At 36.1% G+C, this 26,319-nt stretch carries 27 protein-coding genes and 1 pseudogene; 4 read left to right on the top strand and 24 right to left on the bottom strand.

What is annotated here, in order from left to right; genetic code table 11:
• The first annotated feature begins 103 nt into the window (after window positions 1–103).
• Entirely contained in the window at window positions 104–547 is a 444-nt protein-coding gene (locus ACZZZK_RS20395; protein WP_463485728.1) for a PepSY-like domain-containing protein, read from the top strand.
• A 1,016-nt stretch (window positions 548–1,563) separates the two neighbouring features.
• Window positions 1,564–2,481: pseudogene (locus tag ACZZZK_RS20400) on the top strand (IS3 family transposase).
• A gap of 141 nt (window positions 2,482–2,622) precedes the next feature.
• Here ACZZZK_RS20400 and ACZZZK_RS20405 read toward each other — a convergent pair.
• The 18 genes from ACZZZK_RS20405 to ACZZZK_RS20490 form a co-directional block, all read right to left on the bottom strand.
• Window positions 2,623–3,174, bottom strand: a complete 552-nt coding sequence (locus ACZZZK_RS20405) for a DUF2199 domain-containing protein (protein ID WP_463485729.1) — start codon at window positions 3,172–3,174, stop codon at window positions 2,623–2,625.
• Between the two features lie 201 nt (window positions 3,175–3,375).
• Window positions 3,376–3,936 carry a hypothetical protein gene (locus tag ACZZZK_RS20410; protein ID WP_463485730.1) on the bottom strand — a complete coding sequence of 187 codons (561 nt, stop codon included), beginning with the start codon at window positions 3,934–3,936 and terminating at the stop codon, window positions 3,376–3,378.
• 517 nt (window positions 3,937–4,453) lie between these two features.
• Entirely contained in the window at window positions 4,454–4,720 is a 267-nt protein-coding gene (locus ACZZZK_RS20415; RefSeq protein WP_463485731.1) for a 50S ribosomal protein L11 methyltransferase, read from the bottom strand.
• Between the two features lie 26 nt (window positions 4,721–4,746).
• Window positions 4,747–5,460 (bottom strand): hypothetical protein, encoded by a 714-nt coding sequence (locus ACZZZK_RS20420; protein WP_463485732.1) that lies wholly within the window; start codon window positions 5,458–5,460, stop codon window positions 4,747–4,749.
• A gap of 172 nt (window positions 5,461–5,632) precedes the next feature.
• Window positions 5,633–5,968, bottom strand: a complete 336-nt coding sequence (locus ACZZZK_RS20425) for an Imm19 family immunity protein (protein WP_463485733.1) — start codon at window positions 5,966–5,968, stop codon at window positions 5,633–5,635.
• Window positions 5,965–6,240 (bottom strand): hypothetical protein, encoded by a 276-nt coding sequence (locus ACZZZK_RS20430; protein ID WP_463485734.1) that lies wholly within the window; start codon window positions 6,238–6,240, stop codon window positions 5,965–5,967. The genes ACZZZK_RS20425 and ACZZZK_RS20430 overlap by 4 nt, the downstream gene beginning before the upstream one ends.
• A 184-nt stretch (window positions 6,241–6,424) precedes the next feature.
• Window positions 6,425–7,093: an EF-Tu C-terminal domain-related protein gene (locus ACZZZK_RS20435; RefSeq protein ID WP_463485735.1), complete on the bottom strand. Its 669-nt coding sequence runs from the start codon at window positions 7,091–7,093 to the stop codon at window positions 6,425–6,427.
• A 180-nt stretch (window positions 7,094–7,273) separates the two neighbouring features.
• Window positions 7,274–7,777: a hypothetical protein gene (locus ACZZZK_RS20440; RefSeq protein ID WP_463485736.1), complete on the bottom strand. Its 504-nt coding sequence runs from the start codon at window positions 7,775–7,777 to the stop codon at window positions 7,274–7,276.
• A 76-nt stretch (window positions 7,778–7,853) separates the two neighbouring features.
• On the bottom strand, window positions 7,854–8,216 hold the full coding sequence (locus tag ACZZZK_RS20445) for a cupin domain-containing protein (RefSeq protein ID WP_463485737.1): 363 nt from the start codon (window positions 8,214–8,216) through the stop codon (window positions 7,854–7,856).
• Between the two features lie 134 nt (window positions 8,217–8,350).
• Window positions 8,351–8,716, bottom strand: a complete 366-nt coding sequence (locus ACZZZK_RS20450; RefSeq protein WP_463485738.1) for a hypothetical protein — start codon at window positions 8,714–8,716, stop codon at window positions 8,351–8,353.
• Window positions 8,717–8,924: 208 nt separating this feature from the next.
• Window positions 8,925–9,572: a hypothetical protein gene (locus ACZZZK_RS20455; RefSeq protein ID WP_463485739.1), complete on the bottom strand. Its 648-nt coding sequence runs from the start codon at window positions 9,570–9,572 to the stop codon at window positions 8,925–8,927.
• Between the two features lie 189 nt (window positions 9,573–9,761).
• Window positions 9,762–10,592 carry a hypothetical protein gene (locus tag ACZZZK_RS20460; protein ID WP_463485740.1) on the bottom strand — a complete coding sequence of 277 codons (831 nt, stop codon included), beginning with the start codon at window positions 10,590–10,592 and terminating at the stop codon, window positions 9,762–9,764.
• 190 nt (window positions 10,593–10,782) lie between these two features.
• The gene (locus ACZZZK_RS20465; RefSeq protein WP_463485741.1) at window positions 10,783–11,190 is read right to left on the bottom strand and encodes an NTF2 fold immunity protein; all 408 of its coding nucleotides are present in this window, start codon (window positions 11,188–11,190) and stop codon (window positions 10,783–10,785) included.
• Between the two features lie 174 nt (window positions 11,191–11,364).
• Window positions 11,365–12,213, bottom strand: coding sequence for a hypothetical protein (locus ACZZZK_RS20470; RefSeq protein ID WP_463485742.1), 849 nt, complete (start codon window positions 12,211–12,213; stop codon window positions 11,365–11,367).
• 181 nt (window positions 12,214–12,394) lie between these two features.
• Window positions 12,395–13,216: a hypothetical protein gene (locus tag ACZZZK_RS20475; protein WP_463485743.1), complete on the bottom strand. Its 822-nt coding sequence runs from the start codon at window positions 13,214–13,216 to the stop codon at window positions 12,395–12,397.
• A 198-nt stretch (window positions 13,217–13,414) separates the two neighbouring features.
• Window positions 13,415–13,912 carry a hypothetical protein gene (locus tag ACZZZK_RS20480; protein ID WP_463485744.1) on the bottom strand — a complete coding sequence of 166 codons (498 nt, stop codon included), beginning with the start codon at window positions 13,910–13,912 and terminating at the stop codon, window positions 13,415–13,417.
• A 176-nt stretch (window positions 13,913–14,088) separates the two neighbouring features.
• Complete coding sequence (locus ACZZZK_RS20485) at window positions 14,089–14,685, bottom strand: hypothetical protein (protein ID WP_463485745.1); 597 nt, start codon at window positions 14,683–14,685, stop codon at window positions 14,089–14,091.
• 167 nt (window positions 14,686–14,852) lie between these two features.
• The gene (locus ACZZZK_RS20490; RefSeq protein ID WP_463485746.1) at window positions 14,853–15,578 is read right to left on the bottom strand and encodes a hypothetical protein; all 726 of its coding nucleotides are present in this window, start codon (window positions 15,576–15,578) and stop codon (window positions 14,853–14,855) included.
• Between the two features lie 447 nt (window positions 15,579–16,025).
• On the opposite strand from ACZZZK_RS20490, the gene ACZZZK_RS20495 reads away from it, so the two are divergent.
• A complete protein-coding gene (locus ACZZZK_RS20495; RefSeq protein ID WP_463485747.1) occupies window positions 16,026–17,678 on the top strand; it encodes a M28 family metallopeptidase in 1,653 nt (550 codons plus the stop codon).
• A gap of 165 nt (window positions 17,679–17,843) precedes the next feature.
• On the opposite strand, the gene ACZZZK_RS20500 is transcribed toward ACZZZK_RS20495, so the two are convergent.
• Together ACZZZK_RS20500 and ACZZZK_RS20505 are read right to left on the bottom strand one after the other, a co-directional pair.
• A complete protein-coding gene (locus tag ACZZZK_RS20500; RefSeq protein ID WP_463485748.1) occupies window positions 17,844–18,446 on the bottom strand; it encodes an outer membrane beta-barrel protein in 603 nt (200 codons plus the stop codon).
• 607 nt (window positions 18,447–19,053) lie between these two features.
• Window positions 19,054–19,611, bottom strand: coding sequence for an NADPH-dependent FMN reductase (locus ACZZZK_RS20505; RefSeq protein ID WP_463485749.1), 558 nt, complete (start codon window positions 19,609–19,611; stop codon window positions 19,054–19,056).
• A 106-nt stretch (window positions 19,612–19,717) separates the two neighbouring features.
• Between ACZZZK_RS20505 and ACZZZK_RS20510 the strand changes: the two genes are divergently transcribed.
• Window positions 19,718–20,920 (top strand): MFS transporter, encoded by a 1,203-nt coding sequence (locus ACZZZK_RS20510; RefSeq protein ID WP_463485750.1) that lies wholly within the window; start codon window positions 19,718–19,720, stop codon window positions 20,918–20,920.
• Between the two features lie 188 nt (window positions 20,921–21,108).
• Here ACZZZK_RS20510 and ACZZZK_RS20515 read toward each other — a convergent pair whose 3' ends face one another.
• The 4 genes from ACZZZK_RS20515 to clpB all read right to left on the bottom strand — a co-directional run bounded on the left by ACZZZK_RS20515 (window position 21,109) and on the right by clpB (window position 26,119).
• Window positions 21,109–21,624, bottom strand: coding sequence for a DUF6646 family protein (locus ACZZZK_RS20515; RefSeq protein ID WP_463485751.1), 516 nt, complete (start codon window positions 21,622–21,624; stop codon window positions 21,109–21,111).
• Between the two features lie 455 nt (window positions 21,625–22,079).
• Complete coding sequence (locus tag ACZZZK_RS20520) at window positions 22,080–22,577, bottom strand: hypothetical protein (RefSeq protein WP_463485752.1); 498 nt, start codon at window positions 22,575–22,577, stop codon at window positions 22,080–22,082.
• 10 nt (window positions 22,578–22,587) lie between these two features.
• Entirely contained in the window at window positions 22,588–23,241 is a 654-nt protein-coding gene (locus ACZZZK_RS20525; RefSeq protein ID WP_463485753.1) for a hypothetical protein, read from the bottom strand.
• A 277-nt stretch (window positions 23,242–23,518) separates the two neighbouring features.
• Window positions 23,519–26,119, bottom strand: a complete 2,601-nt coding sequence (gene clpB, locus ACZZZK_RS20530) for an ATP-dependent chaperone ClpB (protein ID WP_463485754.1) — start codon at window positions 26,117–26,119, stop codon at window positions 23,519–23,521.
• Window positions 26,120–26,319 lie beyond the last annotated feature (200 nt).

The raw sequence follows: 26,319 nt of genomic DNA on the forward strand, positions 1-26,319 counted from the left end.
AGTATAAAATGGCTTACGATTTCGTAAGCTATTTTTGTTAATGGCCAACAAATATCACTGAAGCACTATTCAAACATTTTTTATACCCTAATGTTATTTTAATATGAATTACAAAAGCACCATTTTGGCAGCATTCTTCCTGGTGGGAGGAGTGGCCAGCAGCAATGCTCAAGATATAGACAAAAGCAAAGTACCTGCAGCGGTAAAAAATGCTTTTATGAAGGCTTTTCCAAAAGCTACTGATACTGATTGGGAAATGAAGGGTGGAAACTATGAAGCTGACTTCGATTTAGCAAAAGTTGATCACAAAGTAACTTATACAAGTATGGGAAAAGTTGTATCGCAGGAAAAAGACATCTCCAATAATCAGTTGCCTGCTTCAATAGCAAAAAGTATTAAAGTTAAATATCCGAAAGGACGAATTGAGGATGTAGACTGGATAAATACTGGTGGCAAAATTACTTATAAGGTAGATATTGAAGGCACACCCGATGTGAATGTTTGGTATAATGCAGACGGTAAATTTATTAAAGAATTAGCCGATTAAAAACAAACCCATCGAGAAATCGATGGGTTTGTTGCATTTAAATGGCATGGCTACTTGTGTTCTTTAACCTATTCTTTTCTCAAACTCTTTACCTCATTAAAACCCTGTTTGTTTATTTTTCTTCTGAATAGCAAGAATTGTAAAGTGGTAAATAGTAGATAGGCTATTGAGAAGGTTAATAGATTTCTAAATATGGTAACCTCATCGTGTTCTAAAAGCTTTTCAGTTATCATAACTCCTGCGATAAAAATGACACCGCATACTGGTAATCCCAGAAATGTTAATACCGATAGGTAGAAGTTATTTCTTATTTTATCAATCAAGTTAAGGAAAATCACGGATGAACAAATCGCCATCGCGATTAGGTATATAAACGAATAGGCTAAGTTTAACAGTATATCTAGAATCTGTAAAAGCCACATCCAAAAATCTCCGTCCTCATGATTTGTTTCCGATATCACAATTCTAAAGATGATATATAGAGCTATACCTGCTGCGAGATTAGTTAACCAAAATCTAAATATTACTTTATTCATGTATTGTTGTCAGGAGCGAAATCACACTTTATTGGGAATCGAAAGATGCAACTACGGACAATTTTAAAGAAAAAAGGTTGATAGTTTACAATATGTTTTGTTAATATGAGTATTCTGTTGTAGCTGAGCAAATTACCACTACTGTTTATTAATTGCTTCAATATACATTTTCACATCCGCTTTGCTTTTGGTAAGGTGCTGTTATATGCCTGATTTCTTTCTACATTCGTCTACTAACGTGGTTGTCAATGAGTCAAACCGTTGTTGAAATTTGAGTTCTTCTCTTTCGTCTCTTAGTGCTTTTCTATTTGTTTCATAGACCTATTGTTCTGCAGTGGTTAAGGTTTTATTTTTTTGTCCAAATGATTGAATAGAAAATGCCAGAACTGTGCACTTCCCCAAATTCAGACCAGTTAAAAGTAGAATTCTAGACCGAGCGCAGCGAGGCTATTAGAAAAACTATTAATTTTAATTGGCAATATGAAAAGAATCAAGTTTACGGAATCCCAGATTGTAAAAGCAATCAAGGAACATGAGAATGGCAAGAATGTGCACGATCTCTGCAGAGAGTTAGGAATAAGTACAGCAGCCTTTTACAAATGGCGCCAGAGATATGGCGGAATGGAAGTAAAAGAGTTGTCAAAACTTAAGGCATTGGAGGAAGAAAATGCACTTTTAAAGAAAATGTATGCGAATCTTAGCCTCGTGCATGAAGTTTTCAAGGAGGCTGTAGAAAAAAAGCTTTAACGCCTGACGAAAAAAGGGATTTAGTGGATGAAATGGTAAAAAGGATAAGCCATCGTCAGGCCTGTAAATGCGTTGGATTGAACCGCAGCAAACATTATTATCAACATAAACGACGGGATGATAGTGAAGTAGTTGATGCGCTTTCACTTCTTGTTGAAAAGCACGTCTCCATAGGCTTCTGGCAGTGTTACTACCGATTGCGTCGAAAAGGGCTTAAATGGAACCATAAAAAGATTTATAGGATTTATACATCAATGAGGCTTAATATCCGCCGCAGGGCAAAAAAGAGGCTGCTAGAAAGAGTCAAGAAGCCTTTGTCTGTACCAGAAACTATAAATGAGGTATGGTCCATGGATTTTATGAGCGATGCGCTTTGGAATGGAAGGAAATTTAGGTTGTTGAACATCGCTGATGATTACAACAGAGAGATGCTAGCTATTGAGATAGATTATTCACTGCCGTCCTTGCGGGTTATCAGAGCGTTGGAGATTGAATGGAAGCATCAGAAGAGAATTGTTAAATGCATACATATTTCACTCCCTGGATGATGTAAGGGAGAAAGTAGAGGAATGGATGATGGATTACAATTACCATCGACCACATCAAGCATTGAACTTCAAATCTCCTGTAGATTTATTACAGGAAATTTGAGGACAAAATTATACTTTTGAATGGTCTGAAAAACAGGGGAGCTTACACTGTTGAACATTGCACAAATGTTTCATAGAAGCACTTCAGCCGCCATATTGCCAAACCGATGTTAGCAGTAGCTCTTCTATCATCATTGTAGTTTTAATTCGCATTGTGTTGTCGTCTAATTATTTCGTCCACTATTTCTACCACTCTCTTGTATGTAATTCCGTTTTCTTGGTCGATCGTCAAACGATGTCCTTCTTCAATTGATTTGATTTCAGGAATTAGTCCAATTTCTTGTTCTGTCGCAATTGTCTTGATGTTTAATGTGTCGCCATAGGTCGGAACAGTTGTCTGTAACCAACCAAAATATGGTTCTTCTTTTGTCCTATTTGGGTCTTCCCACAAGTCCATTCGTTTGCCAAAGTTGTCCGCACTGATTGATGTCCACACGTTAAAAATTAAATTCTCGTTATGGTCAGTTATTGGAATTGTCAACCTACCACGATGAAAGAAATGTAGTTTGTCCACCACACACAAACGTTCTTTAAGTTCAATTCGTTTTTCTCGTTCGTTTGGTGGAACAGAAAAGTAATAGTCAGGATAGTCAGACCCAAAGCAAAGAGGCAACTCCTCATAAACCTTTCCGCAACAAGAACATTTGTAGGTCGGTTTGGCGTTGTCTTTCTTTAAGAATGAAAATATTTTCATATTTCTATTTGTCTTTGGTTGTGCTGTCGTCAGTTAGAGTTACTGCTAACGTTTTGCAGCTTGCCGAAGGCGTGGCTTTAGAAGCACAAACCTGTCAAATTGCACTAATGTTTATTAAGAGCCTAAAAGTTTCTGCAACCACGAACGGCCCGCTTTTGGCAAGGTGCTGTTACCTGCAGTTTTTTCTGTCTGCCCATGTGATTACCAGATAACCTTTCCGTCAAAGTCTATTTTGTATTTTATGTTATAAAAATCTGTCAATACAATATGGTCAGCATTTAATTTAAAAGCTTCGTCATTGTCAAACGAAACAAAAATGTCCGAGCCACCAAATTGCCACTTAATATTTCCTTCTTTGTCAATCCGAGATATTTCAATTTCTCCGTGAACAATGTAGTCGTTTTGCAACTTATAAATTTCAAAGCAAGTTGCTTGGTCGACCTGCGTTTGCCATCTTAATTCAAGGTCAGCAATTGTCAAACTAAATATGGTGTTGCAACAACAAATTACTAATCGGTCATTGTCAACAAGTGATGAGTTTTGATTAATACCTGTCGCACCGCCTGAGCCGATAACAATACAACTGTTAATAATTTGTTCGTCCCGATAAATTTTTATTCCGTGTTTAGATGTCGGGTATTGTTCTCCATTGTCACCAAAGTAGGTCTTGGAGTAATTGAAATTATTGTCTGTCGAACCAAATTTGTAGGTAGGCTCGTCAAGCACTTCAATTGTCAAGTCTTTATATGGGTGTCGGTTCATTTTGTCGTCCTAAAATTGCAGGTAACATCTAAATTTACGCATTTCGCAAAGCCGAATTAAATAACATTCGTAAATCCATAACAAATTGGTGGCTTTACGAATCTTTTAAATAGATCAGTTTACAAAATATCCGTTCCCTCATGTTTGAAAATCAATTAGAGAATATAATGATATGAGATTTAATATAAATAAAATCTGTGTCAAAGGTTAATTAATTTTTGAAATAGTTATAGTACTTTAAGTCTAAATAGGGTAATGCTATGGCCTAAATAATACCTCGTTTGCGACCTTTCTATTTTTTGTGTAGCAACAATAATCGTCAAAGACGGAAAAGTATCGAAAACATAAGCACCTTCTTTTGTTGCCATCAAGCCAAGTGCCTCAAACGTTCTTTTATACTCTCCTGTATTTTTAAAATTTGAGATGAATACGGTTCCATTAGGTTAAGTATTCTAAAAATTTCTGTACAAGCAGTTTCTCTTTCTTCGGTTTTATACAAATTGTGCAAGCATAAATTTTACATAGTGAGCTCAAACGAACTGTCGCCAAAAGTAGTTTTAAGTCTGTTTTCTTTTAGTATCTCTATTTTCTGCGAAACATTTTCAAGTTCAGCAGTTATTTTCGTTTGTTCAATTGAAGTGTTGGATAAGTCATAACTATTAAAAATATCAATCCCATAAGATTTTCCTGTAGTCAATTTCTTGGCTGCTCCGATCATTAACAAACCTAAGCCTGTACCCACGCCTAAAACTGATTCATCCTCAAGCCAGCCAAATGTATCCATATTTAATCTTTATCCAGCCTTGTTATTTAACACAAAAGCCACCATAAAGTGAAGTAGTTTAACTTCCCATTTTTGAAATAAATTAAAAAGGCATCATCTCTCTTTTCTCCTAAGGAAAATCTGGCTCTAACCTCGTTCTTATCAGCTAATTTTTCAATTTCCGCATTCGGAAATATTTTCTTGAATCCTTCCAGAGTTGTATTCCTATCTAATGTAATATTATGACTGATTATTTTAAAAGAATTGTTTTCAGCAGAAGCCCGATCAAATAAAACAAGGTGGTTGTTGGTATTATATTCAATTTTTTTCAGGTAGATAGTTGTAATTTCACTGTTAAATCTTTCAAACGTTCCTTTTTCTCTATTTTCAGGGCCATACTTTTCTATCATCCATTTTTTATCCAACCATTCAAAAGGATTTCCACATTCCCAAAGGGTCGTTTTTACCGAATCGTTTCTTGGATATATGGCGTCAAACTCAGTTTTAGATAATATCACTTTATGTCCGTTTATTAATGCATTTTCAATGTTGATAGATTTTGAAGTATAAACAGGATTGATATTCGGATCTTTTTTGTCTTCAGTTAGGGTGTCTTCCCGTTGTTGGCTATCATTTTGTGGATTACGATTTTTCTGTACTTTAACAATAGCATCTTTTGGTTGTTCTTTTTTGTCGCCTCTACAACCAATAATTGTTAGAAACATTGCAATGATTATGGTTAAGATTATTTTTTTCTCCATTTTGATATTGGTTTAAGATCGATTTTGTAAAACTACAGCGAAATGTTTATCTTATATTAATAGTTCGTAGCAGGAGATGAAATATGAATCTTCATCTTGCTTTTCTAACAGGGAAATGTATTTATGTTTTTTCAACAAGGTGTTTCAAAATTTTATTGAGTTTAATCACTTCTTATGTATAGATCGGGTAATTCTCAATATTTCGAATACTATGATTTTGATTATTTACAATGCCGACTCCATTTTGTTCAGAAAACTTACCCTCAATTTTAAGTCCGTTTAATACACAGTTGGCAATATATTCAGCTTTAAAATCGAACTTAGGTATACTTTTTAAATGATTGTTTATTACTTTACTAGCTTCTTGAATTTGATGTTCTTCAACCCCAGTTAAAGGCAGTAGAAGAAGAAAAAGCTGATCGAATTTCTGGAATGCTAGAAGCTCCTGCCAGGTAAAAAACCATGCTTCAAAATGCCCACCCAAGTTTCCAATGTAAATGCCGTTCAAAAAAACACGATTTCGGATTCTTGAAATTCAATTAGGAAGCTTATCTTTTCATCTAACTTTCCACTGATATATTTTGTATGCTTATCGCCTTCACTTCGTGAGAAAAAGTCATTTTCCCAAGCAGATAATTCTTTCGGGTCAATTCCAATGACTTCCAGCGCTTCGTCAATATTAATTTCGTTCACCTCATCATAACCTCTAAACCAACTCAGATAAGTATACCAAAAAAATGTGTTATTTGTTAAGTCATTTAGTGTGATTATATTGTTCATTTGTAGGTATTAAAGCTTTAATGTTCGTGCCTGAATTATCTTGTGATCTCGAAGTGATCCCGGCCAACCAGTCAGGCAAGCAAATGTTCAATTTTGCACAAACGTTCAATCAAATACTGATGTTGCAATTTATGCCAGGAGCATCACTTCCCGACAGATTCGTTCCACTATCTCAGAAACCTAGTTATCTAATGGTCTTTCTCAGAAGCTCGTTTTTTAGTAATTTAATTTTTCCAGTTCCTATCACTGTCGAACCTTCTGAAAATTCAAACGTCATTCCTTCTTTCAACTTGTTGGCAAAATGTTCTGTTGCGATAATTTTAATCTCTGCATTTACAGTTTCCCCAGGAAATACAATTTCTCTATCTATAAAAGTTTGTTGTCCAGATGTCTGCATTTCATCAAAGTCGAATTTAATCTGAGGTCGGTAATTTGCCATCGCTGGTGTTTCTCGTCCACCTTCTTCGGTTGTTAAATAAGTTAGTGTCGCAATAAAATCCGGTTCCGAATTGTCGAACTCAAACTTATGGTTGTGAAAATATTCATAAGCTTCTACTTCAAGTTCTCCACAGTCTGAGATTAAATTCTCTTGTTCGTCGTATATTTTAAAAACTTCTTGATTACTGTCTCCAACACTTGCCGAGCCATCGAGACCTAATAAAACGGTATAAAAGGTATCTGTAAGTAAAGAAGAAACGATATGTTTTAATTTTGCAGTCTGTTCAGTGTCGAGTTGTAATTCTCGAATTTTCGTTGCAACGTAAGTCATTTTGTCCGTTTCAAAATCGAAAGAGGATTTTAATAAACTCATTTTCTCTAAGTAGAAATTTTTTGCAAATTCTTCTGTTGTCATTGGTCAGCGTCTGTTTGTTAAAGCTTGCAGGTAATGATATAGCTCTTTAAATTTTTGCCTTCCGACAGCAGGGAAGCACAAAAGTCCATTGAAAAACTGTAATTAATTTAGCAAATATCTATCAAATGGCCAAACTGATGTTGTTGATTGCTTTTTTTGAATCGTAGTAGATAAAAAAAATTATAATTTGAAGTCTTTTTTAAATTCCACTCGATAAGCTATGCCGTTTTCTCTACCCAAATTCGTGATTGAAGTTGGCCCTTCGGGACTAATTAATTGCCCAATATTTACTGGCATCTCTTTTATAACCAAACTATCAGCCTTTATAAGATTTCCATTTCCGGTTTTCTTATAGCTATTTATTTGGCAAGGAACGATTGGCTTAGAAATCCACATGATGCTTTTCCATTTATGAGTATGAATAGGCTCAGATTTTTTTCCATCTAGAATTACGGCTAAAACTCTCACATTATCGTCTTCATAAACTACTTTGTGATTATCAGGTGCAGCTTTTAATGCATCGAGTTGGTCTGGCCAAGTCCACTTTTCAGAAGAGGCAGAACTATCAATTTTATTTGTCCCGTCGCTTTGCGCCTGTAGTTGGCCTTTGCTGAAATATTTAGTTAAACCAAAACTCAGGAGTGCACCAAGTAAGATTCCGATAAGTAATTGTCCGATTTTCATATGTTTATGTTTATTCGTTGCAGCGACAACAAGTGGCGCAAAGTAGCCGCAAGTGGTTCGCTCTTTTGTTCTTGAATTATAGTCTTTCCAGGGTTTCTCTAGTTAACTCTCCTCTTGTATCGCCAGTATTTAAGGTTGTATCCGGTTCAAAAAGCATAATAGAAACTTCATCATCTGCAATAGGTTTGTGTTCAATTCCTTTAGGAACGATTATAAATTCGCCAGGGTTTATGGAGACCGTTTTGTCTCTAAACTCTATTTTTAAAATTCCATTTATAACGAAAAACATTTCATCTTCGTTTTCATGTTTATGCCAAACGAACTCACCATGAAGTTTTACTAATTTAACATGCTGTCCATTAAGTTCTCCAACAACTTTAGGATTCCAGTAATCCGAAAACTGAGATAATTTTTCATTTATATTTACTGGTTCTATCATTTTGTGCTAGTTTTAATTAGAATGATCGCTAAAGGTTTGCGGCTTTGCGAAGGAGGATAACAGAATTCTCCCAGCCCAACTAATGCCAAATTACATTCGAGGCAGTGCTTAGTCGGGCAATATGTCCTCAACCTTTATTTTTCATCCAAGAATAAATATAATGATTTAATCAAATCGTTTTCTGTATAGGCTACATCCATCCCCGTCGCAACAGGCGAAGCTCCCTTTGGTCCGAGGTTCCAAGAGATAATCTGTGTTTGATGATTTAATTGCGATGGTTTATTGAGTTGAAACTGGAATTCAATTGGCCATTCTGCCTGCAATTTTGAAATTAACTCATTTATAGCCTGATGCCCTACAATTGCATTTCCATCATTGGTCTCGTAAAAGTGGATGTCTGGTGCATAAATTTTCTTCATGAATTCCAAACGGTTGTTTGAATCCCTGTCGTTCCATATTACCAGTAAACTGTCTTCTAATAATTTTGCTGTTGTCGCCATAAATTTTAGTACTTAATTGCTTCTTTTGGCAAATTTGCTTTATACTTAATTAACTGTTTTGTCCTGGTATCTGCTTTCGCTGCATTACCACTGACCGTTTTAGGCTTTACTAAAAAGCGGGATTGTTCACACTCATGCGGAGCAAAAACTTACGATCTCACTACACATTCTACAGAGCACGAAACTCGTGTTATAGGGCATATTTTTTTCATGATATTCCAATCCAATTTTCTAATTTTCTTTTAAATTCATCCACCGCAAGCCAAGTGTTTACTTTTTGTTCATCTCTCTTGTCGTATGCTGTCAAATACTGTATATAAATTTGTTCTCCTTTATTAAGGTCGGGAATTTTTGTCACAAATCCATTTTGTTTCATTGTTGTTATTGACTGATAGAAATTTACTTTGTTTTGAAGTCTTGGTGGAAACCAGTCGTTATTTTCGGCTCTTAAGTTTAAAACTTCTCCGTCTTCTGTTCCAATATGCAATGTCCATTCATTATTGTCTGCTTGTATCGCATCCAAGTGCTCTCCAGTCGCTGTGTCGAAGGTTATTTCGTCATTGATTTGGTCAAGCAAACAATATGTTTCAAGCTTTTCGCCAATTTCAGTTGTTTTTTCAATTCTGAAAATCCAGCCGAAACTGTCAGTCAAGCCGTCGCCATTATAAAGCGGAACTTTTATTTTAAATGAAACGATTTCAATTTTGTGTCCGTTTGTTTTAAAAATTTCCGAACTGCCGTTTTCATATTTCTGTGTTTCAATAGCACGGTCTTGTCCTGCACAGATAAATCCGCAACGAATAACTCCCAAAGGGGTCTTAAATTCTCGTTTTATTTCAGATGTCGGTATCATCATACTATGTCATATAACGGTTTAGGGCTTTACGATGGCAGGGCAATCCTTGGCTGCCTGCAGGGAAGCGAAGATCTTCAATTTTGTGCAAAAGTTGAACCGAAGAACTACCGTTGAACTTTGTGCCAAAGGCATCACTTTATGACAGTTTCGTCCCACTGTTGCAAAACCCTTGTTGTGCGATTGTGATTTTTAGTCTGTCAAAGAATATTCTATTTTTCCCATAGCAGACAGAAAATCCAATCGAAATTTCGTAGCGTCAAAATTTCCTAATTTCTTTTGTTTTTCAACTAAAATTTGAGTTGAATGATATAACAATTCAAATACATAGGCGCAAATTTCTTTATCCGTTGATAATTTCTTCAATCTTTCGTAATCGGGATGAATACTATAATGACCAACATTATAGGTAAAGAAGTCTGTGTATGAGGAAGGCTGACTAACTCTTTTCTGATAACGGAATGGATGAGATTTGTAATGTGCTACCAACTCCAAATCTATCCAAAGATATTCCATAATACCTCCATAATCATTATGTAGTGCTTTTTCAAAGTGTTCAAAATGCTTGCGAATAGCTTTGGCAACTTTAGTAGTGCTTTCATCCATAGAGTTTGCAAAAAATTCTACTCTTAAAAGATGTCCGTTAGGTCTTGAACGACTTTCGGGAAATTCTCTGATAATTCCACTTTTAAATGTGCCATATGAATTAAAGAACATCATTTTCGTAAATGATTTATCCATAATGCCAATTTCCTTTTTATGTAGAATTTTTGCGATTTCTGTGACAGCTTCTGATTTAGAAACCAAAGAACTTTTATTTGAAGAAATGCACAAATAGATATCCCCATCATTAAAAGTCTCGTCGATTTTTTGACTTACGAATTCGGATTTAAAATCTTCATTTATACCACTGTAAAACCATTTTACATCTCCTTCGCTTTGGGCTAACTCTCCATTTTCATTTAACCAATTCGTTAAGTCATATTTACTGTGAAAAAATCTAAATAATTGTTTTGTATCCATTGATTTAAATCTTGGTTGTCTGCGTGTTATCGGTTTAGCATATCGCACAACGTTTTGCCGCTTTGCGAAGGCGGGGATTTTTAGCACTAAACTTCATTAGATGCACAAAGCTTGAATTTAGCACTTCACTGTCATAGAAGCACGAAACCCCCGCTTTTGCAAAACGGCTGTTGGCATCAGTAGTTTTCGTTCAGCTTGATAGTTTTTGTTTTCCGTGAGTTATTTTAATAATTTTATTATCAAACGCATTTATAATTATTAAGAATGTGCCTCCTAAATATCCTTTTGGAAGTGTTCCAGTTATTACCCAATAATTGTCTATTAAATAAGTTTCGTAAGGTCGTTGTTTAGTTATGTTATCTTTTCCATAAATGCTGAAAAGAATTGGTTCGGCTGTATTAATTGCGATCACACTGTCTTTAATAATTACAGATTTATTGTCAATAACATTATGTTGCTCTTTGTCAGTTAGTGCAGATTTTAGTTCTTGTTGAGCGTATGATTTTCCAAGAATAAGGCGGTCACTTTTATTTTGCCCACAAGCAGTTAAGGAAATTGTCAGTATCGCCAAAAAGAAAATAGATTTTAAGTTTATCATTCGTATGTCCGTTTGTGTCGTTTTACTATTGGTGATGACGTTTCGGGGCTTTGCGATGGTGGGGCAATCGAAGCACAAATCTTCAATTTTGCATAAAAGTTCAATCGAAGAACTGTTGTTGAACTTTGCAGTTTCGCTCCACTATTGCAAAACCCTTGTTAGCACAAGTTTTTTTTATGTTGTCTTGTAAATATACCATCCGTTTCCAATTTCTTTAATCATAATTATTCTACTTGGGTTCATTTCGGGCAAATCTTTTTTGTCTTTTATGTAAAAATATCCAACTGAGTTGTCAAGCATTCCACCGATTAAAAAATTAATGCAATTTCGTAGTTCGTAACCACCTGTCGAAACTGAGGAAATGAAAAGTTTATTATAGTCAGTTTTAGAGGTTTCAATTAGTTTCAAACTTCTTTCTTTATCTACTTTTTCTTTTTCAAGTTGAGTTAAAGCAAGGTTTTTAAGACGGTCAAATTCTGCTTCATTTGTCAGAAAATGGTTTATTATATTTTCGTCTAATTCAAGTGTTAGTTTTGTATTTCCTAACTGAAAATGGTAATCTTCTCTTGATTTAAACATTTCAAAGTCGTCATTTTTATTCTTTTTTGACTTTTCAATCATTTCGCCCACTTGTTGTGGCGTCATTTTTTCAAGTTCAATTTTCATCTGCTCAATCATTCCTGTCATTGCTAATGCCCTGAATGCAGTCATTTTCCAAGACGTATCTTTTTCAAAGTGCAAATACGTATCAAGTCCTTTTCCAATTGAGTCCAATACAGTCATTCCAACAACTGCTGTTTTGTCTGTTTGTCCGAGTAAGGCAAATTTCGTAATTGAACCGTTTTGTAAATCTTTTCCGTTTGGTTTGCCTTCATATTCGCCAGAAACATAATTCTCGATGTTTGGTAAAGTCTCTTTCGAAAATATTTTTTTTGCTAAATCTAATGGTTCGTAAGTCTGTCCATAAACTGTCGTAAATGTCAGAAGTAATGTCGTGAATATTGTCGTTATACGTGTCTTCATAAAATTGGTGCTAACGTTTTGGGGCTTTGCGATGGTGGGGCAATCGAAGCACAAATCTTCAATTTTGCACAAAAGTTCAAACGAAGAACAACTGTTGAACTTTGTGCCAAAGGCATCACTTTATGACAGTTTCGCCCCACTATTGTAAAACCCTTGTTGTGCGATTGTGCTTTTTAGTCTATCAAGAATATTCTATTTTTCCCATAGCAGACAGAAAATCCAATCGAAATTTCGTAGCGTCAAAATTTCCTAATTTCTTTTGTTTTTCAACTAAAATTTGAGTTGAATGATATAACAATTCAAATACATAGGCGCAAATTTCTTTATCCGTTGATAATTTCTTCAATCTTTCGTAATCGGGATGAATACTATAATGACCAACATTATAGGTAAAGAAGTCTGTGTATGAGGAAGGCTGACTAACTCTTTTCTGATAACGGAATGGATGAGATTTGTAATGTGCTACCAACTCCAAATCTATCCAAAGATATTCCATAATACCTCCATAATCATTATGTAGTGCTTTTTCAAAGTGTTCAAAATGCTTGCGAATAGCTTTGGCAACTATAGTAGTGCTTTCATCCATAATGTTTGCAAAAAATTCTACTCTTAAAAGATGTCCGTCAGGTCTTGACTGACTTTCAGAAAATTCTCTGATAATTCCACTTTTAAATGTGCCATATGAATTAAAGAACAGCATTTTCGTAAATGATTTATCCATAATGCCAATTTCCTTTTTATGTAGAATTTTTGCAATTTCTGTGACAGCGTCTGATTTAGAAACCAAAGAACTTTTATTTGATGAAATACACAAATAGATATCCTCATCACTAAAAGTCTCGTTGATTTTTTGACTGACAAATTCAAATTTGAAATCTTTGTCTACTCCACAATAACTATATTTTACTTCGCCTTCACTTCCTGCTAAAACATTATTTTCGTTAAGCCAATTTGTTGAGTAAAATTTACTATTAAAAAGTCTGAATAATTGTTTTGTATCCATTTGGATTAAATCTTTGTTCGTTAGTTTGCACAATGTCGGTTTAGCATATCGCACAACGTTCCGGGTATTGCCGAAGGCGGGGATTTTTAGCACGAAAGTTCAATAGAATTACCACTGTTGAACCTTGCATAAATGCTCAATCGAAGCACTTCAGCCCCGCTTTTGGCAATACCCTGTTGTGTGCTGTTTTTATCATCCTCACTCATCAATTTCAACCTTCACTGGGAATTTATTTAAACAAGTTTTAAAATTCTGTAGATTGTTAAACTCTGTAGTTTGTGTAGCATTCAATTGATAACTTATTTGTGTCTTGTCAATTGAACAGATTGTCAAATATTTTACATCAAAGTCTTTTTGCAAAATAATTTTCTCGATTTCAGTCCAATTGATCAATCGGTCGACATAATACTTTATTCCAATTTTATTAAGGGTAAATATTGGCTTCTCTTTATAAATATAAACTAAATTTTTTGTGCATTTATATGTTCCTATCAGAAATATGAGTCCTAAAAAAGCAAGACCCACACTAAAAAAAATGTCCTCTGTATGAATATCATAATAGCTTTCTACCCATATCATAGTTGCCCAAAGTGTTGAGCCGACGAATAAACAAAAGAACGTCAATGTCCAAAATAGAAAATAACCAAACATTGGCGTGTTTCTATAAATTATTGTATTGCCGTCTACTAATTTCATTTTTTTCTATTGCGTTTACATAATGGTCGGAATAAAATAGCACATAACGTTTCGGGCTTTGCGTTCGGGCGGGAAATCGAAGCACAAAAGCTGATATTATTACTAATTTCAATTGAAAAACTGCTGGTGAGTTTTGCAATTCAGCCCGCCTGACGCAAAACCAGTGTTAGTGGTGGTTATTTTAATTCGAATTGTTCTATATTTTGTTTTATATAATTAATTCTTAATTCATCGTTTTGAATTTCTAACTGTTCAATTATGTCACTAATTTTGTCAAAATCTTTTTGTCGTTTTGCTTTTTTTCCATCGTCTATTAGTGAAATCATTTTTTGATTTTTCATTTCTACATAATAGTTGATGAGTTCATTAAAATAATTGTCTCTTTGAGATTTTTCTAAATTGTCCTCATAGTAAAACTCTTTGTCTGCATCTCCAAGTGAAAGAAGTCCTTCAAATTCATTAGTAAAATATACAGCTTTAAGTGGAAAAGATAAAGTCCTAATAGCTTCATCATTAACTCCATTTATATCAAGTTTGGTCGGTTTTACTTTAAATGCTAATTCTATTATTTTCAGGTCAATTTTCTGCAATAGCTCAAACGAATTAGTTGCATTGGCATTTAAAATATCGTCTTTGGAGATGTGAAAAATAGGTTCGTTTAATTGAATTTTAGCAAGAGTTGAAGTTCTCAAATTTTCACTTAATGAATTTTCTGTTAATTCTCTTTCTCGTTCTTTTTCTTTCCAAATTCTCAGTTGTTCTTTTTTGTCCATTTCGTGTTCGTCATAATTACCGCTAACGTTTTGCCGCTTTGCGAAGGCGGGGTTTTTCAGCACTAAACTTCATTAGATGCACAAAGCTTGAATTTAGCACTTCACTTTCATAGAACCACGAAACCCCCGCTTTTGCAAAACGGCTGTTACCTGCTGGCTTTCTTTCGTTAGTCAAGTTGTATCTCAATTTTATTTCGTTTAGTGTCAATGTCAAACCAATTTTGTTTGTCTGGGTTTGGCAAACATTCTTTAATGTCCAAGTTTCTTGAATATCTGCTCAATGCCTTGTCACCAAATTTCAAAGTCAATTCGTATTCTGTTTGTCCGTCTTTGCCGATAAATGCTTTCAATTTTACGTGTCTATTGTCGTTTACAAATTTTTGGGAGTAAAGACTGACGGGTTGGTTTAATAAAATTCCGTCACACCAAAAGCCTTTGATTTGGTCATTGTCTGAATGCTCAAATGCTTTACAAATTTCATATTCTAAACACTCGCAAAAATCTCGGTCAATAATTTTTTCTTGTCTGTTGTCTGATTGTTTAAATGAACTTGAACTGTAATGATTTAAAAAGTTTTCAACGATTTTGTCAAAGTCTGATTGGTTGCAAAACTTTGTTGAAATGTCTATTAAGTCAGCAATGGAACTTCCTGCTTCAATTTGCCAAGCATTCTGTCCGTCAAACTTTTTCGCTGAAATTTTCTCAATCGTCAAAGGATTACCAAAGTAGTCCTTGAGTTCTTTTACAAAGTCGGAAATTTCCTTTTGATTATAGGTCGGCCAATCGTTCATTGCATTTAAAAACAATGTCGCAATGTCTTTTTGCTTATGGTCTATTGTGTCAATGTCAACCAAGTCGAATAGTGCTGAGTATGTCGTGATTTTGTTGTCCATTGTCGTTGTTTAAGCTTGCAGGTAACATCTAAATTTACGCATTTCGCAAAGCCGAATTAAATAACATTCGTAAAGCCATAACAAATTGGTGGCTTTACGAATCTTTTATCAAATAAATCGCTTTTGATATCTAGTGCTAAGTAGATGGCATATAAAACACGTTGATCCTACTAAAATAAAAAATATTTGAACGATCGCAATAGGGGGAAACCGTAAAACGTTTCGCATCTGGAGCCTTAATATTTTTACTGTTTTCGCCATCTAGCCCCGATAGTAATGATTAAGGTTTAATTTGTAATTACTTTCCTATCGCCAGCTTATCGATGTTTAAAACTTAATATGGATAGCGGGAAGCTAAATCAAAAAAATGCTTCTGTTGGTGCGCTCCAGATCCTTAAAACATCGAATCGCTATTTTTTCTTAAATTACCAGCTTAAAATATCCTCAATGAACAAAATCTTATATTACGGGATGGCAATTGCCTTGTTTGCTCACTCCTGCAAGCAGGCAAAAGAAAATAGTATTAGCAACGGCCCAGATTCGCTGGCCATCAAAGCCATCAACGATTCGAGCTTAACTCATTATTTATCAGCAATTGCTGCAGACAGTTTGGAAGGGAGAAAACCCTTTACCGGTGGCGAAACTAAGACCATCAATTATTTGAAACGAGAATTTCAAAATTTAGGTTTGGAGCCCGGCAATGGCGATAGCTTTTTCCAGGAAGTGCCTATGGTGGAGATTAAATCGGTACCGGAAAGTAAGATGGTGATTCAAGGGAAATCAGGGAGTTTAAGTCTGGATTATTTAACGGATTTCGTTGCAGGATCACGCCGTGTACAAGATGATGTGAACATAAAAAATTCGCCTTTGGTTTTTGCGGGTTATGGCATTGTGGCTCCAGAATATGGCTGGGATGATTATAAAAATTTGGATGTGAAAGGTAAAACGGTCGTGGTTATGATCCACGATCCGGGCTTTTCGGATTCGACTTTATTTAAGGGCAAAAACATGACTTATTACGGTCGCTGGACTTATAAATTCGAGGAAGCCTCGAGGCAAGGTGCAGCTGCAGTATTAATTATTCACGATACTGAACCTGCAGCTTACCCTTGGACGGTGGTGCGCAGTGGCTGGTCGAAATCGAAACTGAATTTGCAATCGGCAGATAACGGCATGAACCGAACGGTTATTGAGGGCTGGATTTCTTTGGATAAGGCCAAGGCACTTTTCAAAATGGCTGGTCAGAGTGATGCCTTATTTTCGGCTGCCAGGAGCAAAAGTTTTAAGGCAGTAGATTTAAATGCAACCACTTCCTTAGCCGTAAAGAATACGATCAAAAAATCGGTTACTTATAACGTTTTGGCAAAAATACCGGGCACTACCCGAAAAAATGAAGCTATTATTTATTCGGCTCACTGGGATCATTTAGGTATTGGTGAGAAGATTCAGGGAGACTCTATTTATAATGGTGCGGTTGATAACGCAACTGGTGTAGCGTCATTGTTCGAACTCGCTTCGGCATTTAAGAAGTTGCCAAAAGCCCCAAACAGAACTATTCTGTTTATTTCCTACACTGCGGAGGAGCAGGGTTTACTAGGGTCAGAATACTATGCCAAACATCCTTCTTTTCCTCTAGATAAAACGGTTGCCAATATCAATATGGATATGATGGGGATTGCTGGCAAAACCAAAGATATTGTAGTTTATGGCTTCGGTCAGTCTGAGTTAGAAGATTACGCTTCTGCTTCAGCTAAAAAGCAGGGTAGGATTGTGGTTCCAGATCCGGTTCCTTCTTCTGGTTTATACTACCGCTCTGATCATTTTAACTTAGCGAAAGTTGGTGTACCATCGCTATTTACGGGTTCTGGAGTTGATAATGTCAAGAATGGCCGGGAGTGGGGTTTAAAACAAGTAGCTGACTTTACTAAATTCAGATATCATTCACCGCAAGATAATTTTGATGCAAAAACCTGGGATTTATCTGGAATTGTAGAAGATGTGAGATTGGTTTTTGATATGGGTTACCGTTTAAGTAATGAAGATGTTTATCCGAAGTGGAAGGAGGGATCGGAATTTAAAGCGATACGAGAAAAGAAATAAGAATCAGTAGTTCATTGATTTTTTTTCACCCGTTCCCTTCCTGAATTTATTTGAGGGTGTTACTCATTTTTTAAAGATTTCTCCACTTCGGTCGAAATGACGAAAGCAAAAAAAAGGCCTTAGAATCTGCGAATCTGAGGCCTTTTTTAAAACAAAACGTTCCGATTAAAAGTGGAACTGAACGCCCAATTTTGGAGCGAAAGTATTTGCTTCTAAACCGAATGAGTTTGAAGAAACTTCGCCTCCAGTGATCTCATTTTTAACATTTAGGTTATTGTATCCTAAACCGTTAACTGATACTTCAATACCAATTCTTTTGGTAGGGAAAAAAGCAAAACCAGGTGCAATGTTTACACCAATGCTGGTCGTAGAGGCTACTTTAGCACTAGTATCGCCATTGTCGTTCACTATTTTATTGTTTCCAAACGCCATCGGAACCGATAATTGTCCGAAGAATTTAAATTGATCTGATAAACCAACATAGTAACGGCCAAAAGGTGCTACTACGAATGCCTGGTTTAAGGTATTTTCACTTACTTGTTTATTGTAATTGTAACCCACGCCGGTACCAATTGCGAAATTATTGTCAACAAAATAACCAACACTTGGTACTACGCTGAAGCTAACATCAGATTTTGCTGCACCTTCTACTTTTGTAGAATTGAAGCCCACATTACCACCTAAAATTACTTTTCCTTTTTCTGTTTGTGCATTTGCTCCATACACTAAACCTGCAACTGCTACTACTGATAATAATAGTTTTTTCATCTTTTTTTATTATTTATTTGTTTAAAAAAAACAGTCAGTTTTACTTTTTTAATTTCTGACTATATTTGGTTAAAAGTCAATGTCAGTGCCAAAAAATGCTCTCAGCGTCATTAAAAAATCAGTTTTTAGCCAATCGCCTAATAGCGAATTAGATATAAAATGCATGTTAATTCTTTATTATTTTTGTGTGACTAAAACTTAATCGAGTGATTAATTTTTGGTAGGTGCCAAATTGACAATTTAGTTTTATTTCCGATTCTTGTCAGCTTTTTTCGGAAGCTTTGACATCTTTTAGGAATATCACCGAAAGTAATTTTTCAGTTGTAGTGGAGGATATCGAAGCTGAGCCTTCAATATGATTTAACATTTGCAGTCATGCTGCGGGTTAATTTAATCAAACATAAAATCGCGACTGTGAAAAGCAATTGTGTTTAACTTACAAAGTGAGAAGGCTGTATCATAAAGACCATTTTGCCTAGATGCTGTCCTGTTTAGCCTGTCGAAACACCTTAACCATATTTAATCAAGTGTTTCGACAAGCTACCCAACCTCAACGGATAGTAATCATCATTTCAAGCGAAGAGCTTGTAATCTTTTGTAGAATGCCTTAAACCTTGGAGGCAACAATCAGGTTCTCAATCTTTCTCTTGATCAAACTGATGGTTTTCTCGTCAGTTAGATTTCCCTCCTCGTCAAATTTATCTTGTGCTTGCGCAATTAAAACTTCCGGTTGTAAAACGGGGTTCATATTCAAAAAAGTAAAAATTGGAAGAAATGCAGTTTGCATTCTAACTGTACCCCACATGCCTTGAGTAGCACCTAGTAGCGCAACGGGCTTGTGCATTAATGGCGCATCTTTTCCTCTACTGGCCCAATCAATTGCATTTTTCAATCCTCCGGGAACAGAATAATTGTACTCTGGGGAGGCAATGATAAAAGCATCTGCCTGCGCTAAAGCCTCTCTAAATTTAACTACACTTGATGGTCTTTCTGGCATTTCAGGTGTATCGTAATCGGCGTTATAAACCGGAACATCATAATAAGAAACGATTTCAAATTCTGTACCCTCTGGCACTAACGTTCCGGCAAATTTAAGCAACATCGCGTTGTAAGAGCCTTTTCTAAGACTTCCACAAAGGCCCACAATTTTTCTGTTTTTTTCCATAAGGATTAAACCACATCTCGGTAAAAATGTTTGAGAGTCACGCTGTAACACTTAATAATGTTAGAAATTTTTATCACTACTTTTGCCATCGTATTTATTCCCTTTTATGAACGAGCAGAATCCTTCAAAAGCCATTATCGAAAAAACCGTATTCCCGATATTGTTTGCCTTAAGTTTTTCACATTTATTAAATGATACTATTCAATCCCTTATTCCGGCGATTTATCCTATCATTAAAACAAATTACAAACTCAGTTTCTCTCAAATTGGCTTAATTACGCTAACCTTCCAGCTGGCCGCCTCTTTATTGCAGCCATTTGTAGGGATGTATACCGATAAAAAACCGCAACCTTATTCATTGGCGGTCGGCATGGGTTTCACTTTAATCGGCTTAATTACCTTGTCGCAATCCACCCATTTTTACACCATGTTAATTTCGGTGGCGCTAATCGGTGTTGGCTCATCTATATTTCACCCTGAAGCATCCCGAATGGCGCATGCCGCATCTGGAGGGAAAAGAGGTTTGGCACAATCGGTTTTCCAATTGGGTGGAAATGCAGGGAGCTCTTTAGGGCCGCTGTTAGCTGCATGGATTATTGTACCCTATGGCCAATTTAGTGTGGTTTGGTTTTCTATTATCGCATTATTGGCCATCGTGATTTTGAGTTATGTAGGTAATTGGTACAAAGGTTTTGTCCTTTCCAGAAGCAAAAAAGCTGCTGTTGCTACTGTCGCCAATCAGTTTTCGAGAAATAAAATTGTTTTTTCGGTGGTTATTCTGTTGTTGCTTATTTTTTCGAAATACTTCTACATGGCCAGTCTAACCAGCTATTTTACTTTTTACCTCATCAATAAATTTGACGTTTCTGTACAAACCTCGCAGATTTACTTATTTGTATTCCTGTTTTCAGTAGCTGCAGGAACTTTATTAGGTGGTCCAATTGGCGATAAAATTGGGCGTAAATATGTGATTTGGGCTTCAATTTTAGGCACAGCACCGTTTGCCCTTTTATTACCTCATGCCAATTTATTTTGGATAGGTATTTTAATCGTTCCTATCGGGATGATTTTGGCTTCAGCCTTTTCTGCCATCCTGGTTTATGCACAAGAATTGATTCCCGGGAAGGTTGGCTTAGTAGCTGGACTGTTTTTCGGTTTTGCTTTTGGAATGGGAGGGATAGGTTCTGCACTGTTAGGCAAACTTGCAGATTCTACCAGTATTGAATATGTTTTTAATATCTGTGCCTTTTTGCCCCTGATAGGATTACTAACCGGATTTTTGCCAAATATTGAAAGCAATAAAAAATAAATGATTGGTTAATCTTCAAAATGCAACATCGAAATTAGCCTGACCAAATTATAACACAAAAAAAATTAAGAACTAGCTTTTTAGGTGGTTTAAAAAAAGATAAAACTTCATGAAATGAAAAAGCATCGGCTCAAATGCCGATGCTTTTAAACGGTTGAATTTAACTGAAAACTGCGATTTTTAGGGTACTATTTCCCTAAATCGAAGGCAACCCCAATGTTAAAGGAGAATTGGTTGTTCAATCGCTCGTAGCCAATTGCATCAGCATTATATTTTGCGATCGGAAATTGTGCTTCTGTAAAAAGTCCGAAGCCTTTATCAAAGAAAACTCTTCCGCCAACATGAGCTCCAAAGTTTTTAAGGCCCAGGTTTAATCCAGGGTATAAATCTACATTAGCGGGCAAACCAATCACACTTCCTAAATTTGCATTAAATCTAGCTTTGAGATCAAAACGATCGCCAAAGCCTGGTTTTTCAATCCCATCGAAAGATTTTACACCAAGTAGATAGCCGGCCTGTGCGCCGATGGAGAAGCTTTGGCCTAAGCCATAATCAAGCGTAGTAACAATTCCGGTACCCCATTTTTGGAGACTTGCGCCAACCTGAAATCGTAAATCATCTTTTCCTTTGTAGGCATCACTTTGTGCATTTGCCTGTGTGTAAGCAATAACCAGTAAAAATAAGCTAGTAATAATTCTTTTCATTTTAAACAATTGATTTTATGGGTAATTAATAAATTCTGGTTTTCATTCTCTTCCTTTATTCCAAAAACTAACGTCAAGCGTAGGTTCGAAATCATTTATCCCGATAGGAGATAACCGTTTACAAAGAAAATTTAAATTTAAAGCAGCTTAAATAAAGCTGGTATTACAGGATGTAATTGCTATAAGGATATTTAGCAAGCCGATTTGGCGATGCAAATATATAAGAAAAGATTTTTTAAGGAAATTATAACGGAATAAATTCTGTCGGCTTATGGTTTCAATGGGTTTTCAGTGGATATTGAATAAAAAAGAGGATGTATCATAAATACGAAATGACAACCCGAAATTATCGTAAAAACTTGCTCAAAAGCTTTAAAGCAGTTTCGAAAAGCTCAACGCGACAACGTTCGGGGATATTGATTTATGATACATCCTATAAACTTCTAAATTTTAAATTATTGGCGATTCAATCGTTCAATTAAATAGTAATTGTCTAATGCATCTTCAGAATCCAGATCGTCACCGTCATTCTGAATAGATTTTACCTTGCCATCACTTTTTGGAGAATTAGTAAAATTGTATTCGAATTTAATGGAACCGATGGATTTTATTTTACCGGTAATTCCGGGTAAGGCAGATAAATAATATTCTACGTTTTTATTGCCAATAGATTTTATTTTACCATTAAACTCTGGTATGGCACTGAGGTAATATTCCACTGAAATATTTCCAATGGCTTTAACTTTTCCATTAAATTCAGAAAGTGCACTGAGATAATATTCAATCTGTACATCATCAATGGATTTAATTTTTCCATCAAATTCAGATAGTGCACTACTGTAATAATCTATTTTCCCACGGAATCTTTGTGCATTTGCCTGCATGGTAATGAATAGCAGAATAACGACTACGGAACTTCTTAAGCCCATAACTTGGTTAAACAAATTTTTCATAAGAGAATCTTTAGAAGTGAAAGTTTATGGTAAAAGTGGGTGTGAAGTTATCAAGTGCTAATCTTAAATTGTTCTTTTTATCGAAATTGTACAGCGACTCTTCAGCATAATAATTTTGGTGGAAAAAGCTTAAGATTGGGAATGAAAAATCGAGGCTCGAATCATCAGATAATAGATAGGTGAAGCCAGGAGCTAAGCTAGCACCCCAACCTTTTGCTCGTGCATCTGTTCGAATCAGATAACCTGCATCATCTACTCGATTGAATGTGTTAATTTGGAGTAGCAGATTCGCCTGAACGAAAAATTTAAATCGTTCTTTAACATCTATATACTTGCGAATGAAAGGCGAGAGTCCGAAACTAAATTCTTTCGGACCATAACGGTCTTCGTAGCGCCCATCTTCCTCATCCCATGTAATGTAACTTTCCCCGCGAAGCTTTGAAAGATTTAAAGGAATTTCAAGCCCGATAGCGAGATTATTTGCAATAAAATAGCCGCCCCTAGGCGTTGCCGTAAAGGTGTTGATACTGGCTATAGCATCATTTTGTTTCGAGGTTCCGAAGCTCAGGCTTATTCCGGCGAAGCCAGAACCCTTTTCAGTTTGCGCATGGCTACGCCAACTAATGGCGCATAGAAGCACCAAGATGATTAATTTAGGTTTCATTTGTGTTGTGTTTTTGTGTGTAATCAATAATAATCATTATCAAAACAAAAAACAATAGCCTAAAATAAACGTATTGCATTGTAAAATCAATTTTACAGCTGCAGGTTTTCTGACGTAAAAGGTGTTTAAATGCCAACTATAAACGGCCGTCATTCTCAGCTTGGCTGGGGAGCTTAAAGCTGCAGGACTTAAATGAAAATGAAATATCCATCAAAAAATAAATGAAAAAAAATCCCGCATAAATTAATCTGCGAGATTTCATTTATCGAGATGATATTTAATCTTGTTTTTGGTTCAGGAACACAAAATTGTGATCAAACATATCTAACTTAATTTTACTGTCTTTATCGATCTTGCCGGCTAATATTTCCTTCGATAATTCATTCAAGATTCTTTTTTGAATAACTCTTTTTAGTGGTCGGGCACCAAACTGTGGATCGTAACCAAGCTGTGCCAACCAATCAAGTGCTTCCTCACTTGCATCCATTTCAATTCCCATTTCCGCAAGTGTTTGCTGTACATGTCTAAATTGCAAAGCCACAATATCTCTAAGTTCATTGCGATTTAACGGCGTAAACATGATTAATTCATCAATTCGATTTAGAAACTCTGGTCTGATGGTTTGTTTCAATACCTCGAATAATTCATTTTTAGTTTTTGCAATTACCTCATCCCGGTTTTCATCACTTAGATTTTTGAAATTATCCTGAATTAAGTGCGCTCCAATATTCGATGTCATGATGATGATTGTATTTTTAAAATTCACCGTTCTGCCTTTATTATCAGTTAAACGGCCATCATCTAATACCTGCAACAAAATGTTAAACACATCCGGATGCGCTTTTTCAATCTCATCAAGCAATACAACCGAATAAGGTTTACGCCGAACGGCTTCTGTTAATTGCCCACCTTCATCGTAGCCTACATATCCTGGAGGCGCACCAATTAAGCGGGAAACAGCATGGCGCTCCTGGTATTCACTCATGTCGATCCGGGTTAAGGCATTTTCATCGTTAAATAAAAATTCTGCCAAGGCCTTTGCCAACTCTGTTTTACCTACCCCGGTTGTACCCAGGAAAATAAACGAACCAATTGGTTTGCGCTTGTCTTGTAAACCTGCACGCGAGCGGCGAATAGCATCAGAAATGGCTTCTATAGCCTCATCCTGTCCAGCTACACGCTGGTGTAATTCGTGTTCAAGGTTCAGCAATTTCTCCCTTTCGCTGGCAATTAATTTGGTAACCGGAATGCCTGTCCATCTACCTACCACGCCTGCAATATCATCGGCGGTTACTTCCTCTTTTAGCATTCGGCTATCTGTTTGCTGGTTTTCTAAATCAGCTTTCAGCTTTTCTACCTGATCCTGCGCTTCTTTAATTTTTCCGTAACGGATTTCGGCAACTTTGCCATAGTCTCCGGCACGTTCGGCCTGTTCAGCCTCTAATTTATAATGCTCAATCTGTTCCAGTTGATTATTTACCGCATCAACAAGGTCTTTTTCTCCCTGCCATTTTGCTTTCAGCTCATCGCGTTCAGCAGATAAATTGGCAATTTCTTCTGATAGATCCTGAACTTTACGGTCATCTTTTTCGCGTTTGATCGCCTCACGTTCAATTTCAAGTCGCATAATTTCGCGATCCAAAGCATCTACATTTTCTGGAACACTGTCCATTTCCATGCGCAATTTTGAAGCCGCTTCATCCATTAAATCGATGGCTTTATCTGGCAAGAAACGATCAGAAATATAACGCTGACTCATTTCTACGGCAGCGATAATTGCTTCATCTTTAATCCGCACTTTGTGGTGGGTTTCATAGCGTTCTTTCAAACCACGAAGAATAGAAATTGCATCCTGTGTATCAGGTTCCTCTACCATCACCTTTTGAAAACGGCGTTCCAAGGCTTTATCTTTCTCTAAATATTTTTGATATTCATCCAAAGTGGTGGCACCAATTGCCCTTAATTCGCCACGAGCTAACGCAGGTTTTAAGATGTTAGCAGCGTCCATAGCACCTTCGCCTCCGCCTGCACCAACGAGGGTGTGAATTTCGTCGATAAACAAAATGATATCGCCATCGCTTTGCGTTACCTCTTTCACTACCGCTTTCAATCGCTCTTCAAATTCACCTTTGTATTTTGCTCCAGCAATTAATGCGCCCATATCAAGGGAATAAACGGTTTTGCTTTTCAAATTTTCAGGCACATCGCCTTTTATAATTCTGAAAGCAATTCCTTCGGCAATAGCCGTTTTACCCACACCTGGCTCGCCAATTAAAATCGGATTATTCTTTGTTCTTCGAGATAATATTTGAATTACCCGACGGATTTCTTCATCACGGCCAATTACCGGATCGAGCTTTCCGCTTTCGGCATACTCATTTAAATTACGGGCATATTTGCCCAAAGCCTGATAAGTAGCTTCAGCATTTTGGTCGGTTACACGGTTATCGCCACGGAGTTCAGTAATGGCTTTTTTAAGGTCTTTTTCGTTAGCACCTTGCTCTTTTAATAATTTGGATGTACTGTCATTCACAGCCAAAATTCCTAACAGGAGGTGCTCTACCGATACAAATTCATCTTTAAATTCTTTTAAAAATGTTTGTGCCTTTTGCAAAACACTATTTGTATTTGATGACAGATAGACATTGCTTCCGCTAACTTTCGGGAATCTTGCAATCTCTGCATCTAGATTTTGGTTGAGTAAATTAAGGTTCACGTTTAGTTTCTTCAAAACATAAGAAACCACGTTTTCATCAACAGTAAGCAAACCTTTAAGCAGGTGTGCCGTTTCAATAGCCTGTTGCTGGTTGCCTTGGGCTATTTCAGAAGCCTGTTGAATTGCTTCCTGGGCTTTTATTGTAAAGTTGTTGAAGTTCATATAACCGTTTTAATCAAAACAAATGCCACAGCAAATTTGATTTTACAATCGGAAATTTTGTCGGTTCGGTATAAATTATAGTGACTAATTTGCTGATTATTAAAGATTTGTGCTGAAATTTTGTCTTGTTAAATAGTTGAAATGATTTGGAAACATAAGTAACTGGTTCTTGGCAATTGTAGCCCTTCTTTCCATTACAA

Source organism: Pedobacter sp. AC163, from assembly GCF_979258665.1.

Excerpts from the sequence above, each read along its gene's own strand:
- ACZZZK_RS20395 (WP_463485728.1), top strand. The coding sequence starts at position 104 with ATGAATTACAAAAGCACCATTTTGGCAGCATTCTTCCTGGTGGGAGGA.
- ACZZZK_RS20435 (WP_463485735.1), bottom strand. The coding sequence starts at position 7,093 with ATGACAACAGAAGAATTTGCAAAAAATTTCTACTTAGAGAAAATGAGT.
- ACZZZK_RS20460 (WP_463485740.1), bottom strand. The coding sequence starts at position 10,592 with ATGGATACAAAACAATTATTTAGATTTTTTCACAGTAAATATGACTTA.
- ACZZZK_RS20465 (WP_463485741.1), bottom strand. The coding sequence starts at position 11,190 with ATGATAAACTTAAAATCTATTTTCTTTTTGGCGATACTGACAATTTCC.
- ACZZZK_RS20520 (WP_463485752.1), bottom strand. The coding sequence starts at position 22,577 with ATGAAAAATTTGTTTAACCAAGTTATGGGCTTAAGAAGTTCCGTAGTC.
- ACZZZK_RS20525 (WP_463485753.1), bottom strand. The coding sequence starts at position 23,241 with ATGAAACCTAAATTAATCATCTTGGTGCTTCTATGCGCCATTAGTTGG.
- clpB (WP_463485754.1), bottom strand. The coding sequence starts at position 26,119 with ATGAACTTCAACAACTTTACAATAAAAGCCCAGGAAGCAATTCAACAG.
- ACZZZK_RS20445 (WP_463485737.1), bottom strand. The coding sequence starts at position 8,216 with ATGATAGAACCAGTAAATATAAATGAAAAATTATCTCAGTTTTCGGAT.
- ACZZZK_RS20515 (WP_463485751.1), bottom strand. The coding sequence starts at position 21,624 with ATGAAAAGAATTATTACTAGCTTATTTTTACTGGTTATTGCTTACACA.
- ACZZZK_RS20500 (WP_463485748.1), bottom strand. The coding sequence starts at position 18,446 with ATGAAAAAACTATTATTATCAGTAGTAGCAGTTGCAGGTTTAGTGTAT.
- ACZZZK_RS20510 (WP_463485750.1), top strand. The coding sequence starts at position 19,718 with ATGAACGAGCAGAATCCTTCAAAAGCCATTATCGAAAAAACCGTATTC.
- ACZZZK_RS20485 (WP_463485745.1), bottom strand. The coding sequence starts at position 14,685 with ATGGACAAAAAAGAACAACTGAGAATTTGGAAAGAAAAAGAACGAGAA.
- ACZZZK_RS20405 (WP_463485729.1), bottom strand. The coding sequence starts at position 3,174 with ATGAAAATATTTTCATTCTTAAAGAAAGACAACGCCAAACCGACCTAC.
- ACZZZK_RS20415 (WP_463485731.1), bottom strand. The coding sequence starts at position 4,720 with ATGGATACATTTGGCTGGCTTGAGGATGAATCAGTTTTAGGCGTGGGT.
- ACZZZK_RS20450 (WP_463485738.1), bottom strand. The coding sequence starts at position 8,716 with ATGGCGACAACAGCAAAATTATTAGAAGACAGTTTACTGGTAATATGG.
- ACZZZK_RS20495 (WP_463485747.1), top strand. The coding sequence starts at position 16,026 with ATGAACAAAATCTTATATTACGGGATGGCAATTGCCTTGTTTGCTCAC.
- ACZZZK_RS20505 (WP_463485749.1), bottom strand. The coding sequence starts at position 19,611 with ATGGAAAAAAACAGAAAAATTGTGGGCCTTTGTGGAAGTCTTAGAAAA.
- ACZZZK_RS20455 (WP_463485739.1), bottom strand. The coding sequence starts at position 9,572 with ATGATGATACCGACATCTGAAATAAAACGAGAATTTAAGACCCCTTTG.
- ACZZZK_RS20440 (WP_463485736.1), bottom strand. The coding sequence starts at position 7,777 with ATGAAAATCGGACAATTACTTATCGGAATCTTACTTGGTGCACTCCTG.
- ACZZZK_RS20430 (WP_463485734.1), bottom strand. The coding sequence starts at position 6,240 with ATGAACAATATAATCACACTAAATGACTTAACAAATAACACATTTTTT.
- ACZZZK_RS20480 (WP_463485744.1), bottom strand. The coding sequence starts at position 13,912 with ATGAAATTAGTAGACGGCAATACAATAATTTATAGAAACACGCCAATG.
- ACZZZK_RS20490 (WP_463485746.1), bottom strand. The coding sequence starts at position 15,578 with ATGGACAACAAAATCACGACATACTCAGCACTATTCGACTTGGTTGAC.
- ACZZZK_RS20420 (WP_463485732.1), bottom strand. The coding sequence starts at position 5,460 with ATGGAGAAAAAAATAATCTTAACCATAATCATTGCAATGTTTCTAACA.
- ACZZZK_RS20475 (WP_463485743.1), bottom strand. The coding sequence starts at position 13,216 with ATGGATACAAAACAATTATTCAGACTTTTTAATAGTAAATTTTACTCA.
- ACZZZK_RS20410 (WP_463485730.1), bottom strand. The coding sequence starts at position 3,936 with ATGAACCGACACCCATATAAAGACTTGACAATTGAAGTGCTTGACGAG.
- ACZZZK_RS20470 (WP_463485742.1), bottom strand. The coding sequence starts at position 12,213 with ATGAAGACACGTATAACGACAATATTCACGACATTACTTCTGACATTT.